Annotated in this window: 13 protein-coding genes; 4 read left to right on the top strand and 9 right to left on the bottom strand. The window is 56.5% G+C overall.

Annotated elements, in window-relative coordinates; all coding sequences use genetic code 11:
• Positions 1-94 precede the first annotated feature (94 nt).
• On the bottom strand, positions 95-1,333 hold the full coding sequence (locus JZX89_RS16355; protein WP_174373623.1) for an AI-2E family transporter: 1,239 nt from the start codon (positions 1,331-1,333) through the stop codon (positions 95-97).
• A 231-nt stretch (positions 1,334-1,564) separates the two neighbouring features.
• On the opposite strand from JZX89_RS16355, the gene JZX89_RS16350 reads away from it, so the two are divergent.
• Positions 1,565-3,298, top strand: a complete 1,734-nt coding sequence (locus tag JZX89_RS16350) for an ABC transporter ATP-binding protein (protein WP_207134741.1) — start codon at positions 1,565-1,567, stop codon at positions 3,296-3,298.
• A gap of 34 nt (positions 3,299-3,332) precedes the next feature.
• Here the strand turns inward: JZX89_RS16350 and JZX89_RS16345 are convergent, their stop codons facing one another.
• Both JZX89_RS16345 and JZX89_RS16340 read right to left on the bottom strand, forming a co-directional pair.
• Positions 3,333-3,560, bottom strand: coding sequence for a hypothetical protein (locus tag JZX89_RS16345; RefSeq protein ID WP_153513945.1), 228 nt, complete (start codon positions 3,558-3,560; stop codon positions 3,333-3,335).
• Positions 3,561-3,756: 196 nt separating this feature from the next.
• On the bottom strand, positions 3,757-4,122 hold the full coding sequence (locus JZX89_RS16340; RefSeq protein WP_207134740.1) for a VOC family protein: 366 nt from the start codon (positions 4,120-4,122) through the stop codon (positions 3,757-3,759).
• A gap of 324 nt (positions 4,123-4,446) precedes the next feature.
• Between JZX89_RS16340 and JZX89_RS16335 the strand changes: the two genes are divergently transcribed.
• On the top strand, positions 4,447-5,772 hold the full coding sequence (locus JZX89_RS16335) for an Nramp family divalent metal transporter (protein WP_207134739.1): 1,326 nt from the start codon (positions 4,447-4,449) through the stop codon (positions 5,770-5,772).
• A 169-nt stretch (positions 5,773-5,941) separates the two neighbouring features.
• Here the strand turns inward: JZX89_RS16335 and JZX89_RS16330 are convergent, their stop codons facing one another.
• From JZX89_RS16330 to JZX89_RS16315, 4 genes are all read right to left on the bottom strand, one after another.
• The gene (locus tag JZX89_RS16330) at positions 5,942-6,799 is read right to left on the bottom strand and encodes a hypothetical protein (protein WP_207134738.1); all 858 of its coding nucleotides are present in this window, start codon (positions 6,797-6,799) and stop codon (positions 5,942-5,944) included.
• A gap of 385 nt (positions 6,800-7,184) precedes the next feature.
• Positions 7,185-9,002, bottom strand: coding sequence for a TniQ family protein (locus JZX89_RS16325; RefSeq protein WP_207134737.1), 1,818 nt, complete (start codon positions 9,000-9,002; stop codon positions 7,185-7,187).
• Between the two features lies 1 nt (position 9,003).
• Entirely contained in the window at positions 9,004-10,059 is a 1,056-nt protein-coding gene (locus JZX89_RS16320; RefSeq protein ID WP_207134736.1) for an ATP-binding protein, read from the bottom strand.
• Positions 10,060-10,068: 9 nt separating this feature from the next.
• Complete coding sequence (locus tag JZX89_RS16315) at positions 10,069-12,315, bottom strand: TnsB C-terminal domain-containing protein (RefSeq protein ID WP_207134735.1); 2,247 nt, start codon at positions 12,313-12,315, stop codon at positions 10,069-10,071.
• 78 nt (positions 12,316-12,393) lie between these two features.
• Between JZX89_RS16315 and JZX89_RS16310 the strand changes: the two genes are divergently transcribed.
• Together JZX89_RS16310 and JZX89_RS16305 are read left to right on the top strand one after the other, a co-directional pair.
• Positions 12,394-13,056 carry a hypothetical protein gene (locus JZX89_RS16310; RefSeq protein ID WP_207134734.1) on the top strand — a complete coding sequence of 221 codons (663 nt, stop codon included), beginning with the start codon at positions 12,394-12,396 and terminating at the stop codon, positions 13,054-13,056.
• A 609-nt stretch (positions 13,057-13,665) separates the two neighbouring features.
• The gene (locus JZX89_RS16305) at positions 13,666-14,349 is read left to right on the top strand and encodes a hypothetical protein (protein WP_207134733.1); all 684 of its coding nucleotides are present in this window, start codon (positions 13,666-13,668) and stop codon (positions 14,347-14,349) included.
• A gap of 60 nt (positions 14,350-14,409) precedes the next feature.
• Here the strand turns inward: JZX89_RS16305 and JZX89_RS16300 are convergent, their stop codons facing one another.
• Positions 14,410-14,880 (bottom strand): hypothetical protein, encoded by a 471-nt coding sequence (locus JZX89_RS16300; protein WP_207134732.1) that lies wholly within the window; start codon positions 14,878-14,880, stop codon positions 14,410-14,412.
• Position 14,881: 1 nt separating this feature from the next.
• Positions 14,882-15,346 (bottom strand): hypothetical protein, encoded by a 465-nt coding sequence (locus JZX89_RS16295; protein WP_207134731.1) that lies wholly within the window; start codon positions 15,344-15,346, stop codon positions 14,882-14,884.
• Positions 15,347-15,644 lie beyond the last annotated feature (298 nt).

The following is a 15,644-nucleotide window of genomic DNA, read 5'->3' as shown; positions in this document are numbered from 1 at the left end:
GCTGGATCAGGTCCGGCATGACGAAGAAGAGAGAATCGACTTTGGCCTGCCATCTGGCGTTTCAGGCAATCGCCCTTCGCCGCGGGCTTCAGCATCAAAACGCCGCTTTTCGAAACGCCGTCGTTTCGTCGCTTTCGTCTTCACGCGAGATGGCATCTGCGACCGGGTCGTCCTGCGTGGGTGGCGGGGGCGGGGTCTCGGTGCTTACGGCGGCGGAGATTTCCACTTCACGCACCCATTCGCGCCAGATTGCCACCAGCAGCGCCATCAGCACCGGGCCGATGAACAGGCCGAGGAAACCCATGGTCTTGACGCCGCCGACGAGACCGAAAAAGGTCGGCAGGAAAGGCAGCTTGATAGGTCCGCCGACGAGTTTCGGGCGGATGGTCTTGTCGACGATGAAAAGTTCGACCGAACCCCAGACGAACAGCGCCAGACCGTAAGCCGGGGAGCCGCTGGCGACCAGGTAGATCGACACCAGCGTAAAGGAGAGCGGCGCGCCGCCCGGAATGAGCGCCATGACGCCGGTGAGTACGCCGAGCGTGACGGGCGAGGGCACGCCGGCAATCCAGTAGGCGATGCCGAGGATGATGCCTTCGCCGATGGCGATCAGCGTCATGCCTGTCACGGTGGAGCTGATGGTGGCCGGCACGACGCGGGAGATGCGCTCCCAGCGTGTCGGCAGGATGCGCTCACCGACGAGATCGACCTGACGGGAGAAGCCGGCGCCGTTGCGATAAACGAAGAACAGCGCGATCAGCATGAACAGCAGGGTAAGGACAAGGTGGAAGGCACCGTTGCCGGCGGCAAGGATCGCCCGGTAGATATTGCCGATATTGGCGCCGCTAACGAGCTGAATGACTTCACCGATGGCGCCCGGCGTACCGATATATTTCACCCATTGTTCGCCGAGCCACGGGCCTATGCCGGGCAGCGCCGCGATCCAGTCCGGTACGGGAGCGCCCGCCTTGTTGACATGCACCGCCCAGCCGAACCATTCGCGAATTTCGCTTGCCGTATAGGAAGCGGCGATAAAGATCGGCACCACGAGAAAGGTAAGGATGAGGACGATGGCGATGGATGCGCCGAGCGTGGTGTTGCCGCCCACCTGCCGCAGAAGCCGCGTGTAGACCGGCCAGCTGGCAAAACCGATGACGAGGGCGGCGAGAACCGGAACCAGAAAGCCGTGGAAGAAATAGGTGCCCGCAAGCGCGACGAGAACGAGCAGCCAGCGCGCAGCCGAGATGGGCGGGATCAGGGCGATCCGCGTCGGACTGGCGGGACCAAGCCATCTCGGTTCGCCACTCTGCTTACGACTGTCATTGTTACTCACGGCAGGCTCTTTCTCGCATTCTCCCCGCAAGGGGTGCATTCACTCTGTCACACCGATACATATAAGTGCAATATAACCCGATCACATTACCGTTGTGTGTTTATTGCCGAAGCTATTGAACGATTTTGGTAAAAATAGAACATCGGTCTTGGCGCGCGCATTGAAATATGACAATTGAACTCCCGTTTTCTACGGCGCGAATTTTGCCGCGCCCGCTCTCCAGGTCATGCCATGCTTCGCCGTTTCTTCGCCTATTATCGTCCCTATCGTGGTCTCTTCATTCTCGACTTTTCCTGCGCGGTCTTGTCGGGTGTGCTCGAACTCGGTTTTCCAATGGCGGTGAAGGCCTTCGTTGACGTGCTTTTGCCGGGCGGTGAATGGGCGATCATTCTTGCCGCCTCGGTGGGCCTGCTGGTCATCTACGTGCTGAATACCGGGCTGATGGCGACAGTCACCTATTGGGGACATATGCTCGGCATCAATATCGAGACCGACATGCGGCGTCTGGCCTTCGATCACCTGCAAAAACTCTCCTTCCGTTACTTCGACAACCAGAAGACCGGCCATCTGGTCGGGCGGCTGACCAAGGATCTGGAAGAGATCGGCGAAGTGGCCCATCACGGGCCTGAGGATCTGTTCATCGCCATCATGACCTTCATCGGCGCGTTTCTGCTGATGATGTCGGTCAATGTGCAGCTGGCGCTCATCACCGCCGCCGTCGTGCCCGTCACCGCCTGGGTGACCAGCCGTTACGGCGGCCGCATGACGCAGAACTTTCGTGCGCTCTATGGTCGTGTCGGGGATTTCAACGCGCGCATCGAGGAAAATGTCGGCGGCATGCGGGTTGTGCAGGCCTTTGCCAATGAAGACCACGAGCGCGCGCTGTTCGAGAAGGACAACCAGAAATACCGCCGCACGAAGCTCGACGCTTACAAGATCATGGCGGCCAGCACCTCGCTGAGCTATATGAGCATGCGCCTGACGCAGATGATCGTGATGATCTGCGGTGCATGGTTCGTCATCAACGGCGACCTGACGGAAGGCGGTTTCGTCGGGTTCCTGCTGCTGGTCGGCGTGTTTTTCCGCCCGGTGGAAAAGATCAATTCGGTCATCGAGACCTATCCGAAGGGCATTGCCGGTTTCCGTCGCTTCACCGAGCTTCTGGATACCGCGCCCGATATCGTCGATGCGCCGGATGCGATCGATGCGCCGGCACTGTCCGGTGCCATCGAATATCGCAATGTCGGTTTCGGTTATGCCGAGGGCAAGCGGGTTCTCGACAATATCGAGCTGAAGATCAGCGCCGGCGAGACCGTGGCTTTTGTCGGTCCGTCGGGTGCCGGCAAGACGACGCTCTGCTCGCTTCTACCGCGCTTTTATGATGTCACCAGCGGTGCGATCACCATTGACGGCATTGATATCCGCAAGATGAAGCTTGCCTCGCTGCGTAACCAGATCGGCATCGTGCAGCAGGATGTCTTTCTGTTCGGCGGCACAATCCGCGAGAATATCGAATATGGCCGGCTTGGCGCGTCGGATGCGCAGATCATGGATGCGGCGCGGCGTGCGCGGCTGGATGGCGTCATCGAGGCCATGCCGCTTGGGCTCGACACCGTCATCGGCGAGCGCGGCGTGAAGCTTTCCGGTGGGCAGAAGCAGCGCCTCGCCATTGCCCGCATGTTCCTCAAGAACCCGCCGATCCTCATTCTGGACGAAGCAACCTCGGCGCTCGATACGGAAACGGAGCGGGCCATCCAGCAATCGCTGACGGAGCTTGCCAGGGGCCGCACGACGCTCGTCATCGCCCATCGGCTGGCAACGATCCGTGATGCCTCGCGCATCGTGGTGGTGGACCAGACCGGCATTGCCGAAACCGGCGCGCATGCCGAGCTTCTGGCCGCCAAGGGCCACTATAGCCGGCTGCATGAGGCGCAGTTCAGCGGGCATCTTGCGGGCCTCAGCTGAGCTGATTGAGAGCGGCGCTTTCTGCGCTGCCCGCTTATCCGCCGTTTTCCGCTGCCTGTTCCTCAACGATGCCGGGATTGGGTTCCGGCTTGCCGGGATGGCTGGTGACGAGATAACCCATGGCGACCGCGGCGGCGACCACGAAGAGCAGCACGATGCCGCTGATCGTCATCAGCCAGTCACGCGGCCTTCTATGTGCCATGATATATCTGGGCCATCGCCTTGGACGGTTCGCCAGGCTGAATTTACTGCCGTCTTGCATGAACTTCCCCGGAACTGGATTGCTTCCTGAAAGATAACGCAGGCGCGAGCGCCGCTGTTCCGCACCGGCAGGGGCAGGGTGATGACAAGGCCGTGAGGGCGCTCACCTGAACGGCCGACCCTTGTCATCAAAGGCCGGGCATCGAAAACGGAATGATGCCCCGGCCATTCTTCAATTTACAACGGAGACGGCCGGATCAGGCGGATTGCACCGCGATGCGGTTTCCTTCGCTATCGGAAATTTCGGCGACGAAGAGATTGTCATCGACCGGCGTTTTGGGAAACAGGATTTCGCTGCCCTGCTGCACGGCTCTCTCAAGCACACCGTCAATGTTCTTCACACCGAGATAGATGATCGCCCCGTCTTTCGTTGGAACATAGGTCTCACCCTCGGCAAGCGCGCCGCTTGCCCCATCCTTGCCCTCCTCGAAGGGGAAATAGGCCATCCTGTTGTCGTGGATCGTGACGATTTCCGCAAAGCGCACATCAAAAACGACACCGTAGAAACGCATCGCCCTTTCAATATCAAGCACGGGAATTTCGACATGGGCAATCAGGTTCACGCGGTTGTTCCTTCTGAAATATGTCCGAAGTCTATTGGCTATCTGTGTACACGCCACGACATCGATGCTGTCAACGGCCAGACGCAATCGGGCCGCTTGGCCACCTGAAAGCCGGGGTTTTCTGGCGAGACTGATCCTGCCGGTTCTTATGCGACGCTTTTGATCCCGTCGATTCGAGGGCATCCGGCGAAGTGATCCTTGCGGCGAAATGCCCGCAATCCCCTGCAATAATACAAGGTCCAAAAGCCCGCTTGCCAGCCCATGCAGTTTATGCGAATGATTTGCAATTGCATAAACTCAATTTCCCAATTGAAAGTTCTTGGAATGGACAAGCCAGTCTTTGGATGGCGGCGGAATGGCGACGATCTGTCGTTGTCCGACGTGCACGGTTCGATCAAGGTCAAGCCGAATGCCGGCACGTTTCGCCGGGCGATGGCCTTTTTCGGGCCGGGATATCTCGTTGCCGTCGGTTATATGGATCCCGGAAACTGGGCGACATCGCTCGCCGGCGGCTCCAAATTCGGCTATACGCTGCTGACAGTCGCGCTGGTTTCCAACATCATGGCGATTGTGCTGCAATCGCTCTGCGCCCGTCTGGCGATTGCTTCCGGCCGCGATCTCGCCCAGGCCTGCCGTGATGCCTATCCAAAGCCCGTGGCGATGGTGCTGTGGGTGCTGGCCGAAATCGCCATTATCGCCACGGATATTGCCGAAGTCATCGGCACGGCGATCGGCCTCAACCTGATTTTCGGCATTCCGCTTGAACTCGGTGTTCTCATCACCGCGCTTGATGTGTTCCTGATCCTTTATCTGCAGAAGCTCGGTTTCCGCTGGGTGGAAGCGATGGTCATCACGCTGCTTGGCGTCATCGCCGTGTGTTTCGCCATTCAGGTGGCGCTTGCCGACCCCGACTGGGGGCAGGTGATCCTCGGCTTCGCACCGACGACCGAGATCGTCACCAATCCGGACATGCTGTATCTGGCGCTCGGCATTCTGGGGGCGACTGTCATGCCGCATAATCTCTATCTGCATTCGGGCATCGTGCAGACCCGCGAAATCGGTGAAACGCTTGCCGAAAAACGCGAGGCGCTGAAATTTGCGACGCTCGATTCCACCATCGCGCTGATGTTCGCCCTCACCATCAACGCCTCGATTCTCATTCTCGCGGCAGCGACCTTTCACAAGACGGGGCAGACCAATGTCGCCGAACTTGGCGAAGCGCATAATCTGCTCGCGCCGCTGCTGGGTCTTGCGATTGCGCCGACGCTGTTCGGCGTGGCGCTTTTATGCTGCGGCATCAATTCCACCGTCACGGCGACACTTGCCGGCCAGATCGTGATGGAGGGGTTCCTCAAGATGCAGCTCGCCCCCTGGCTGCGCCGCCTCATCACCCGCGGCATCGCCATCATCCCGGCCGCCGGCGTGACCATCTTTTACGGCGACAGCGGCACGGCGGAACTCTTGATCCTGACGCAGGTGGTGCTCAGCCTACAACTCTCCTTCGCCGTCTTCCCGCTGGTGATGTTCACCTCCGACAAGGCCAAGATGGGCGCACTGAAAGCGCCGCTCTGGCTCTCGGCTTTTGCGTGGCTGATTGCGGTGGTGATCGCGGCGCTGAATGTGAAGTTGCTGCTGGATTTTATGGGGTGAGGCGGGTCAGGCTACGGGTTTAAGAAGCGCTTTGAAAGTGCTGTGTGAATTGACATCGATGAGGCACATATACAAACATGGTCCGTTACTGCCGCGGCCCAAACTTGCAACCTATCAAAGGTGGCGAAGCGAGACAGGTCGTGGGTGGAAATTATTTGCGACCTGATATTTAAGGTTTATCATTTGACGGATTAGAAGGGAGATCAATTTCACCTTTTTCCGAATGATACAGAAGATCGCTTTTCATCCGATCAATGATGGTTCTATTTTGGGTTTTCCTTCTAAGTCCTGTATTCGCGTCAATTACTATTGTTCCGATAAAACCTACCGTCATGAAAATGGTGAAAATAGTGAAAATAGGGAGTGTAAACTCTATAAATGATGGATATTCAGTAGGTCTATACGTATCTGATGACCTATTTTTGGAGCTTAATTTCTTATCATTCGCTGTAAATGTGATTTCATTACTGTATATAGATAATTGATTTCCGATACTAAAAAGATAAATATTTATTTTTTCATTGGGCAGTATGTCTTTAATAGTGGCTGACTCTGCGGAGATATCTATATTTTTTCTACTTGATCCCAAATTGTATCCTGTTGGAATAGGGAATTTGAGACTCGAAACTGTTTTTTCCGTCGTATTTTTTATTTCGATATTGTATGCACTAAATATATTTTTGCTTGTAAATGATTTGTCGAATCCACCGTTTTCCAAATAGAATAATTTGAGGGATTTGATCCTCTCGTAATAGTTATTTAATTCGTAATCGTATTTGAATTCGGCGTCTCCGACAGTTTTTAGCCTCTTAAATAAACCCTCTAATGCGTCTGCTTCCGCAGAGCTGGGAAGTGATTCCACGATGGGTGTAGGGACGACGAGCTCGGTGTATTCGTATGAAACTTCGATATTTTCTTCCCAATAAGCCTTAATCTGCTCTTGGAAGAAAAAGAAAGTCGTTGTTACAAGTACGGTCGCAAAAGCGCCTATGATTGCTCCCTTCAACTGCTCAGTTGTCGAACCCAATACGCGCTTCTCCAAAGTATGTAACGGATGCCATCTTCATTCACTATTTGTTCTTTGGATTTTTAGCCCGAGTTTCCTCGGGTGTGGGGCGACAATGAGTTTGACACAAATCGTTCTTTCGACACCAGCAAAACCGGGATTCTGCGATCGTCCGGCGACATACCGGATGACACAACGACACATCGGTTTGACACAAAAATCCGAATGCGACGGAACGCGATGGGGCGGACCGTAGGTCCGGCGATGAATCGGAGATTCAAACGAATTTTGGCCCCCATACGAGAGCCGAGCCACGCCGCGGAAGGCATGCACTTTCAATTCTTGCGGATGATGGGAAGGCTCGGTTGCTAGGAAGTGAGATTACACGTGCTGCGCCGCCGACGCCTCAAACAGGGAGGCGCTCCAAATCCGATCGCCGATAGAAGCGCGATCCCACAACTTCAGGCGGGATGATCGAAGTGATGCCGTGAGCCTCCATCAACTTCTTCTTCCCCCTTACAGGGGTGCCCACTTCCTTGCACCAGTCCTGAAGGGTGACGTGGTCAGTACGGAACCGCATGTAAGCGGATGGCAGAATTCCGCGCTGAAGCGCGTTGGACACAGGATTACGCACAATCTCGCTTTCCAAGTACCGGCTGTTGACCAGGAAGGACACCGCCTGGAAAGCCGTTTTCAAACGAACGGCCACTTCCTTGATGGAGAGAAATTCGCGATCCTGTCTGCCAGATTTCTTTACGATCTCCGCCGGGTCCAGGAGCAAGCTTCCGATGCCGTTAAGCGCGCGGTCGGTTCCAACGCGCTCGAGCTTCTTGGCGATCAGGAGCCGCAAAATGTCGCCCTGTTTAACTCGCGCGATCTTGGCCGCCGAGGTGAGCGGGACCAATGCGCTTGTGTCAGCGACAGGATGGGCTGGCATTACCGATTTCAGGAGGGCCTCGACATCACTGCGCGCGTAGTAGTGACCGAGACTGATCTCCTCGTCCGACTGAATACGGGGGACGAGGAAGCACTCGTCCATGACGACGTTATACGTTCCCCTACGGACACCTAAAATCTCGCCCGCTTCGAGCCCTTTCACGGAACCCTTGATCCGTTCTACAGCTTTGATAACCGCCGCTCTTTCGACGGTGAAGCGACCTGGCGGGATCACACGGGGAAGATCACCGTTTACAACCATGAATTTCTTGATGAGCTTGGTATGACAACCAAATTCGACTTCGGCGCGCCCAAGTGTCATCTTTTGCGACGGCACCCGTTTGCGGAAGATGATCGTTTCGCTTCCAAGCTCAAGGCGGCTCGTCGCGAAATCTCTCATTTCGTCTTGGATTTTGCCGTAGTATGCGGCGTCGCGACTTCCGCCCAATGAAGTATGGAGCGTTCCATAGATAACATTTCCGCCAAGGAGCGATTTCGAAGGGTCCGTCGAAGCACAGAGTTCAGCAAGGATGTTTTCCCATCCGGCCTGACCCTGCTTGAGCTTCGCGAAACCTTCTTGTCCAGCGGCATGCCACTCGTGCTCTCGACGTTCTTTGATCTGGCAGTGCTTGCCGTGGATCAACACCATACCGACCAACTCGCATAGCTCTGCACCGATCTGAAGCGGCTGGCGGTCGAGGAAATCACCGTGATTGCTCACGCCTTTCAGCCGCTCGGCGACGTAGTGTTCGAAGGCAGTTGGCTCTTGATGATGAGACTGAGACGCCGCCTTCGTGAGTTCCGAACGCATGTCGATAAGGTTATAAGCCGTATCGTACGATAGGCGAGAGTTGATTTGCCTTCCTGCGTCTGCGATCGACCAGTGGTGATCGGGACACGTCCGGATGAACCGCGAGGACCAATTGATTCGCTGATATTTCCTCAGTCGCGGATGAATCGCGTCGTTGGACTGGTCGGCTTCGAAGCATTTCGGGCAAAATCTGAAATTCGTTCTGATCAAACTCCGGTAACCGAATTCCTCGCCACCGATAACCCAGAGCTTGCCTTTCTTCGTGATCTTTCTCTCGGATAGTGCCTCATACGCTACACCCGCAAACCCCGAGAGCGCCTCAATCGCCGATCGGTCTCCTTCCACGATTCCGCGGGTTCGAATACCGATGTCGCGGCACAGATCGTCCATGAGACGACCGTTGGCGGCGGCCACACGCGAGCAGAAACTCGTCAACGTCTCGTCCGGTTGGAGAGCGGCCGTACGTAGCCTTTTCATGTCAGGCCTTCCTCTTGGCGCTTCGTGATCGTGAGGGCTTTGGTTGTTCCTCGATGCCTTCGGGTCCGAGGGTTCCGTCTCTCATCACGTTACGCTTGATCGTCCACCACTCGTCATCGCTGAAGACATTCCTCCCGCGCTTGGCCAGGCGATGATAAGACCTTGTCCAGTGTTCGTTTGCGATCATCTTGTCACCTCGGTCGAGTGCATCCTCGATAGCGAACATGACAATCCTCATCACAATGCCCAACCTGTGCCGCCCTGCATGTAGCATCCGACTAATGAAGTCGTCGGTCGGCTCCACGGCGAGTTCCATTTCCGCCAAAGCGGCGTAGTGGCAGACCACCTCGCAAAGAAACTCCTTGTCTTTCTCGAACGAAAGGTCAGGAAACCTCCAGACGACGGTGCGGCCTTCCATCTGCTCTTTCGGATCGCGATGTACGACCGTGGCGATCTCGGGTAGCCCGGCGACGATGATGTAGATCGGATAACCTTCTTCCTGCAGGAGGTTCTTGAGCTGGTCTGTAAGATGCCGCACGCCTTTGATTGTTGGTGCGTCGAGGATGTGCTGGAACTCGTCGATGAACACGACTTTCGTCCCCAGAATCTTGAGACGCTCGCGAACATAACGGTAGACCGCGGCTTCTGAAAGTTCACGCTTGACCTCGTAGTCCATCCTTCCGAGCATCTCGAGACCCAGGTCGCGCATCGTACAATCCGAAGGGGCCTTGACTCTGATCAGCGGCACAAGTGTGTCGCCGTATTGATCCACGCTGGGCCGCAACGATTTGTACTTGTTCAGATGATGATGGATCGTCGTCGATTTGCCCGCGCCGGATTCGCCCGTGAAAATAAGCACATGTCCGTCGCGCGTTTTGCGGGTTACCGCGCGGACAAGGAGGCGGATTTCGCTTTCCACGACATCATCATTCGGAGTGCGAACATATTCCGACTCGATGGTCTCCATGATTCTGGAGATGCGGACATCATCCTCCGACAAATCGTCAAAGATGCGGGCCATGACGATGTCCTGTGGGCTCAATTGATCATCTGACATCGTGCGTTCCTACTTCTTCTCGAAGGTCCATGGCTTTGAGGGCGCGGCTGGCTTCGGTTCTACTTGCATAGCCTCGCTGACTGGTCGGAGAGGCTGGTTCTTTTCGAAATCGGCCGACGCGGGACGGAAAGCAGGGCGACCATCACCATTGGTGCGTAGACCGGACAACGGCTCCGCGGGTGCATCACCCATACCGAGTACGGCCTTACGTCGCTCGGCTGCTTCAGAGGATTTGATAGAAGCCTGCGTTGCAGAAGAGGGCGGGATGGGCGCGTGCGACACCTCCGGATAGTCGGGTCGTGACCGATCTGGCATCACCCACCCACGCACGAGTTGCCGCTCCACCCTCTCGTATTCCTCCTGCGACATGACTGGTTCCCCGATGCCAGCACCGGCCATGGCTGCGCTTGACATGGCTTTGACCTCGCTCATCGCTCGGCGGACCGACTCGCCGTGGATTTTCGAGCGATCGGAGAAACGCTTATCGATAGTCCTCAAGACCGCGATCCATTCCTGGGCTTTCACGCCCTCGAAGCCATGCCGCGCGCATGGGATGGTGACGTATCCTCGCCCGTCCTGGGTGAGCATCCTGACGGAACCCAAGTCGTAGGTATTGACGCGCATCTGCACCGTAGCACCGCCCAGAAGGTCTCGAAGCTTCTGCAGTGGTTCGTTGCCGTATGGGATGCCGAGAAAGACTAGGCCGTTGTCTCCAATCTTTCGGTTGATAGTTAGGGAAAAAATCTTCGCCATTTCTTCTTGGGTGGGAAACGACTTCACCCGATAAAGCTTGTTCAGGCGCGACCAGGCGTCGATCGGCGTCTCGCCGTTGAGGCTATCGTGGGGGGTGTGATGGTAACAATCGACGATCAAGCGTACGAGCGCGTCGGCTAGGTCTTCGAACTTCATCGAGGCATTCGCGACGGAATTGTAGTTTCCTCGAGCAACAACGTTGCCGAAAGTCCTTCCTGAAAACAGATGCATATAACGGTCGTCGACGGTCTTGAAAAACCGCTCGATAGTTCCTCGCAAGATGGGCGTCTTCGAAGGCGGGATCAAATGACGGCCCGTCGTCAGCAGAACGCAGGCCTGAAAGTCCTCGTTTGACCAGGAACTGCCGGCATCGGTACTGACGCACTCCATGGTGCCGCATTGCGGCCAGTCACTTTGCGCGCCGGCTTTCTTGGCGTAATCGGTCTTTGGCAGCAGGGCCATGCGTAGCGTCTCGATCGCCGTGGACGCCTTGGGAGCTTCTCTTAGCAACCTCATCGCGAGAACAGAACGACTGGCGTGGTCCATAGCCAACGATAGGTACGGGCGTTTGACTCCACGAATTACCTTCTGAACGTCAGAGTGCAACGCGTCCCAGATTCCGGTGTCCATAAGGAAAACGATCAGGTCGACCACCTTTTCGTCCATTTCGACGCGTTCCAGTGGCCTGGTGATCTCCAGACCACCCCGCGAGATCGCGAGCCTTGCCTTGGCAACCTCTGGGCTGTGCATTCCAGCCTGAACCCGAAGGTACTCCAAAGCTTTTACGCGTCGTTGGAAAGTCCGTACATTCGGAAGCTTGAAGGGTACCTCTCTTGTTTCGTTGTCGCTGACCATTTCGCCATAAAGGACTTCCGCCGAGCTCTTGAGGCGCGTCGCCTTCTTCGCTGCCCACGATCGCACGTAGGCTTCGAGTTCGTAGTCCACGTTTTTCGTGTGGAGGTTCTTGCCTGTGTAGTTTTTCACAAGCGCGTTTGGCGTCCGGCCGCGTTGCTCGAATTGCTTGACAATGCGAAGAAACTGACGCCAAGCAACCCTGTTCTTGTCCGTGGCTTCGATCCTATCGGTGCCACCTCGACTCTTGCGGTTTTCCGCTTCGATGGCATCGAAGACGCTATAAAACTCGTTGACGCATTCCTTCGAGCGCTTCCACCGCCCGCGCTGAATGCCCTCCAGGAACATGTGAACCATACGCATGCGATAGACGACATCCTGCGGCAGGTGCGGCGTGTCGAGGGCATATTTAAGAGCGCGGGCGTTCATGGCGTCGATGCCGAAGAAGCCCTTCTCGATTTCGATGATCTGACGGATCACATGTTCGCTGATCTGCCAGTTTTCGAATTCGAACCGTCCGTTGCCGTCAACTTCACGGAGCACGTAGCCGTTAGGGTAAGGCTCGGCCGTAAAGAACCGCTCCGCGAATTTCACCCGGTCTTCCGATCCGATCGTGAAGACTGTGCTCGACAGTTTTTCAGGTTCGCCCATGTCGCCCCACACGCACTACAAATTGGTCCGCAGCCAGGAAATGTGGGTCAGTCGCATGTTGGTCGGATCGGGGCAGTCATGCTCGATCATGCCGTCGTCGATAAGATTCCACATCGCGTTCCAACCGAGTCCAAGGTCGCCAAACTCCTGAAGAAGCCGAAAAACCTGCACGGGCTGGCTCTTGCCCTCCAAGAGCTCACTCATTCGGTGAATGTCTCGGCTGTTCCTGAGATCGCGCGCCCGCAAAATGGCACAGGCCCGGTAAACAAGACCTTCAGTGACGATCATTTCGTCAACAATTTCGATATCATGGGCGATGACACCCAGTACCTGGTCGCGCATCAGCTCGACGTCGGCCTTGAGGCGGCCAGATTTGTCGAGCGTCGATGGGCGCACGGGAAAAAGCTTCACACGGCCGTTGCGATAGGTGGCTCGGACGTCGACGAACTGCTTCGTCGGTCCGGTCTCGCGCTCGAAGTCGACCAAGACTTGCGTCTCAATATCAACGACGTTCCTATCGGCCATAAGGTGAAGGACGAAGTTCGCCTCAATCAGGCTTTCGCAACGCAAAAACTGATCGCGCGCTTTGTCGTGGATCGCGACGCGGCAATTCGTGGTCGACTTGAGCGTGACATCGCGATCAACAGAACGCCAGCAGGGGAGACGATGAACTTCAAAGCCGGCGCGCTCCTCAAGGGAAGGGCCAGCCTCGTTATCGCCCAGCTCCTTTCGGTGGTATAGCCGCCTACCTCCGCGGCGTCAGCTTCACCGAAGAGGGTTTCGTGGTGAAATTCGATCGCGAGCGGGTCCCAGCCGTGGCGAAGGCTGTGAAGGTAATCGATGGCAAGCGCGGCGTTCTTCATGCACAGCTCCACACGTTGACAAAACGGACGGCAAGGACCGACCGGCTCTGGCGCTTGCCAGAGGTATGGTGTGGTGACGCATGAGGAAGACAGCGACGAGCAACTTGCCTTCGACGAGGCAAGCAGAGCGCTTCAATCGGTTTTCGGATAACTGACCTGCGTAAAACATGCAGCCTCCTCGGGCTTAAAACACATCATCGACACACAGCCATCAACGACCAGCAAGACTTCCGTCTGCTTCGCGTTACTTGGTTTGTATTCCGATCGTGCGCATGCATTACTCCGTCGTCAGCTGGCCATCTAAAAGCAGTTTTACTTCGTCTTGGGAAGTGCCCCTCCGCCAAGAACCTCGAAAAAAGCGCCGTGCAGTGCACCGGAACGGAACGTTTCTATGAAAATGGTTAACGCCCGCCCACCACGCCAATTTGGGTGCGCCAGTTGTGAATTGCAGACTGACGGTTTCGAATTCCCCCAAGAGGGGAAATCAATGTCATATCCAATGCAGCCATACCTTATCGGCGCTATATCAGATGCGATCGACTTTCAGTTCGGCCGGATCGCGGCCCAGGCCGCTGAAACGCAGCGTGGCGTTTCGAACCCGGAGTTTTCGTTCCGGCGCGCGCTGGGGAGCGCAGGTTTCGGCAGTGCTCTAGGTACCGACAACTCAAGGATCGAACAGGCTTGCGTTGCCGCAAAGTCAACATTCTATGAGTGGTGGAAGTACGGACGCAGGATCATACGGCAGGGGGAGATAGACGCCCGCGATGTGACACGCGGGACGCACTACTTGCGGCTTAATCAGTTTCCCTCAATTTCAGTTGGCTCTGAAACCTTACGCCTCGAAGGGGCCTTCATCTCCGGCCAACAGCACCACGATGGGCAGCGGGATTGGGCCATGACCTTCCTGTTTAGCGGCGACCTCGAGCGAGACGTAGGCGTGATGTCGCTCGACGAACTGACGCGACATCAGGCTAGCATGTTTATCTCGACGTGGAATGCGGACAAGCCAGGACCGGAAACCGCCTTCTATGGTCGACTTAGGATATCTGACCATCCAGACGTAGTGGCTGCAGTGGGCGAAATGTGGAGCGACCTTACACACGCTGTTGGCTGCGGAGGTTCCACCTCCGAGAAGCATGCTACCCCAATCCTCTCGTTGATGCGTCGATAGTCCGGTTGCGGGGTGCGTGGGCGCAACACTTCAGGCGAGGTAGGTGCTGGATTCCTGGCGTTAACTCTCCACTTTGTCGAAAAGAGCACGCGCAAGAAACCCCTTCAGGCGATTGTACGAGTCGTCGAGCAGAAAGTTGGCCATGTGCGATGGGCCTTCGACTTCGATCTGGCGCAGGCTCACGAGCGTCATGATGAGGAAGGTCTGGATGTCCATCTCCTCGGCGGTGAAGACGCGCAATACCTCCTTTGCAGTAACTTCATCCGGAAAGCACATGAACCGGCCGACCTTGCCGGTCGACGTGGCAGCGAAATGCTCCTCGCTCGCTACTGGAGGGTCGCCAAATGTCACCTTGTCGAACGACATGAGGAGAAACCCGAGCTTGTACTTTTCGCCCTTCGTAGCCGCGGTTCGCAGATCGTCGCAGAAACGATCGACGATTTCTTTCGCGAAGGCGAGAACGGCCTGCACTTCCGGGTTGGACTCAAGGTCGATGATTGCGGTGCTGAGACGCTGGTAGGGGCTGATCATGTTACTGCTCCGAACGATAGAGATTGCGAAGGCCACCAAGGAAGTGCTCGACCTTTTGGTGGAAGATAACCTGGCGTCCGTTGTCGCCGCCCAGATCGGCGAGAGCACGCGTGGCAAGGCCGACGTGCAACAAGGCTGTAAACGCCCCCGGCTTGTCAGCCTGGATCAGCCGGGCGATCTCGGAGGCGGCCATCTCCTCGAAGCCTTCCATCACCACTAGCTTGCGAAACGCATCCGATTGCGGGCGCTCACAAAGTTCATGATATTCGTCGAGGACGAACCGCGGCGAACGGAGTTCGAGGCATGGTTTTGCGAACACGCGGGGTGAGATCGCCATTTCGTCGATGGCGACCATGAAATCCTCGGCCGCTTCCACAGCTGTGCCGAGGATGTCGAGGAGACGTTCGCGGTTTTCATCGTCGAAGAAGTCGGCGATCTGAGAGATGGTCGATGAAGTATCAGTCACGTCAGTACCTTTCAGAGCGGGCAAACGACCGGCGCGACGCGTCGTTCGGAGACGCCGGATGCGGGCCCGTTTTTCAGTTCAACGTCGAGGGGAGGTCAGCTCGGATGCCGAGCGCGCATTCGTCCTTGCACGCGTGGAATTGCGTGCTTCGGAGAATACGGCTGCGACAGCCGAGCGACCGAATGCTCGAAAGGGATCGTTAGGAGGGAGGATAGTTCATGGGGTCACCTTTGCGAGCGTTTGCAGAGACAAAACTCTCCCTGGTTTGACCCTCACCAGGCAGCATGCCGCTGAAGTT

It is taken from the genome of Agrobacterium burrii, from assembly GCF_017313405.1.
Classification (GTDB): Bacteria; Pseudomonadota; Alphaproteobacteria; order Rhizobiales; family Rhizobiaceae; genus Agrobacterium; species Agrobacterium burrii.
The sequence above is the reverse complement of the archived record's forward strand: the minus strand, read 5'-3'. Positions and strand labels throughout refer to the sequence as shown.

Coding starts and splice junctions, on each gene's coding strand:
- JZX89_RS16350 (WP_207134741.1), top strand. CDS start 1,565: ATGCTTCGCCGTTTCTTCGCCTATTATCGTCCCTATCGTGGTCTCTTC.
- JZX89_RS16345 (WP_153513945.1), bottom strand. CDS start 3,560: ATGCAAGACGGCAGTAAATTCAGCCTGGCGAACCGTCCAAGGCGATGG.
- JZX89_RS16335 (WP_207134739.1), top strand. CDS start 4,447: ATGGACAAGCCAGTCTTTGGATGGCGGCGGAATGGCGACGATCTGTCG.
- JZX89_RS16325 (WP_207134737.1), bottom strand. CDS start 9,002: ATGAAAAGGCTACGTACGGCCGCTCTCCAACCGGACGAGACGTTGACG.
- JZX89_RS16320 (WP_207134736.1), bottom strand. CDS start 10,059: ATGTCAGATGATCAATTGAGCCCACAGGACATCGTCATGGCCCGCATC.
- JZX89_RS16315 (WP_207134735.1), bottom strand. CDS start 12,315: ATGGGCGAACCTGAAAAACTGTCGAGCACAGTCTTCACGATCGGATCG.
- JZX89_RS16310 (WP_207134734.1), top strand. CDS start 12,394: ATGCTCGATCATGCCGTCGTCGATAAGATTCCACATCGCGTTCCAACC.
- JZX89_RS16305 (WP_207134733.1), top strand. CDS start 13,666: ATGTCATATCCAATGCAGCCATACCTTATCGGCGCTATATCAGATGCG.
- JZX89_RS16300 (WP_207134732.1), bottom strand. CDS start 14,880: ATGATCAGCCCCTACCAGCGTCTCAGCACCGCAATCATCGACCTTGAG.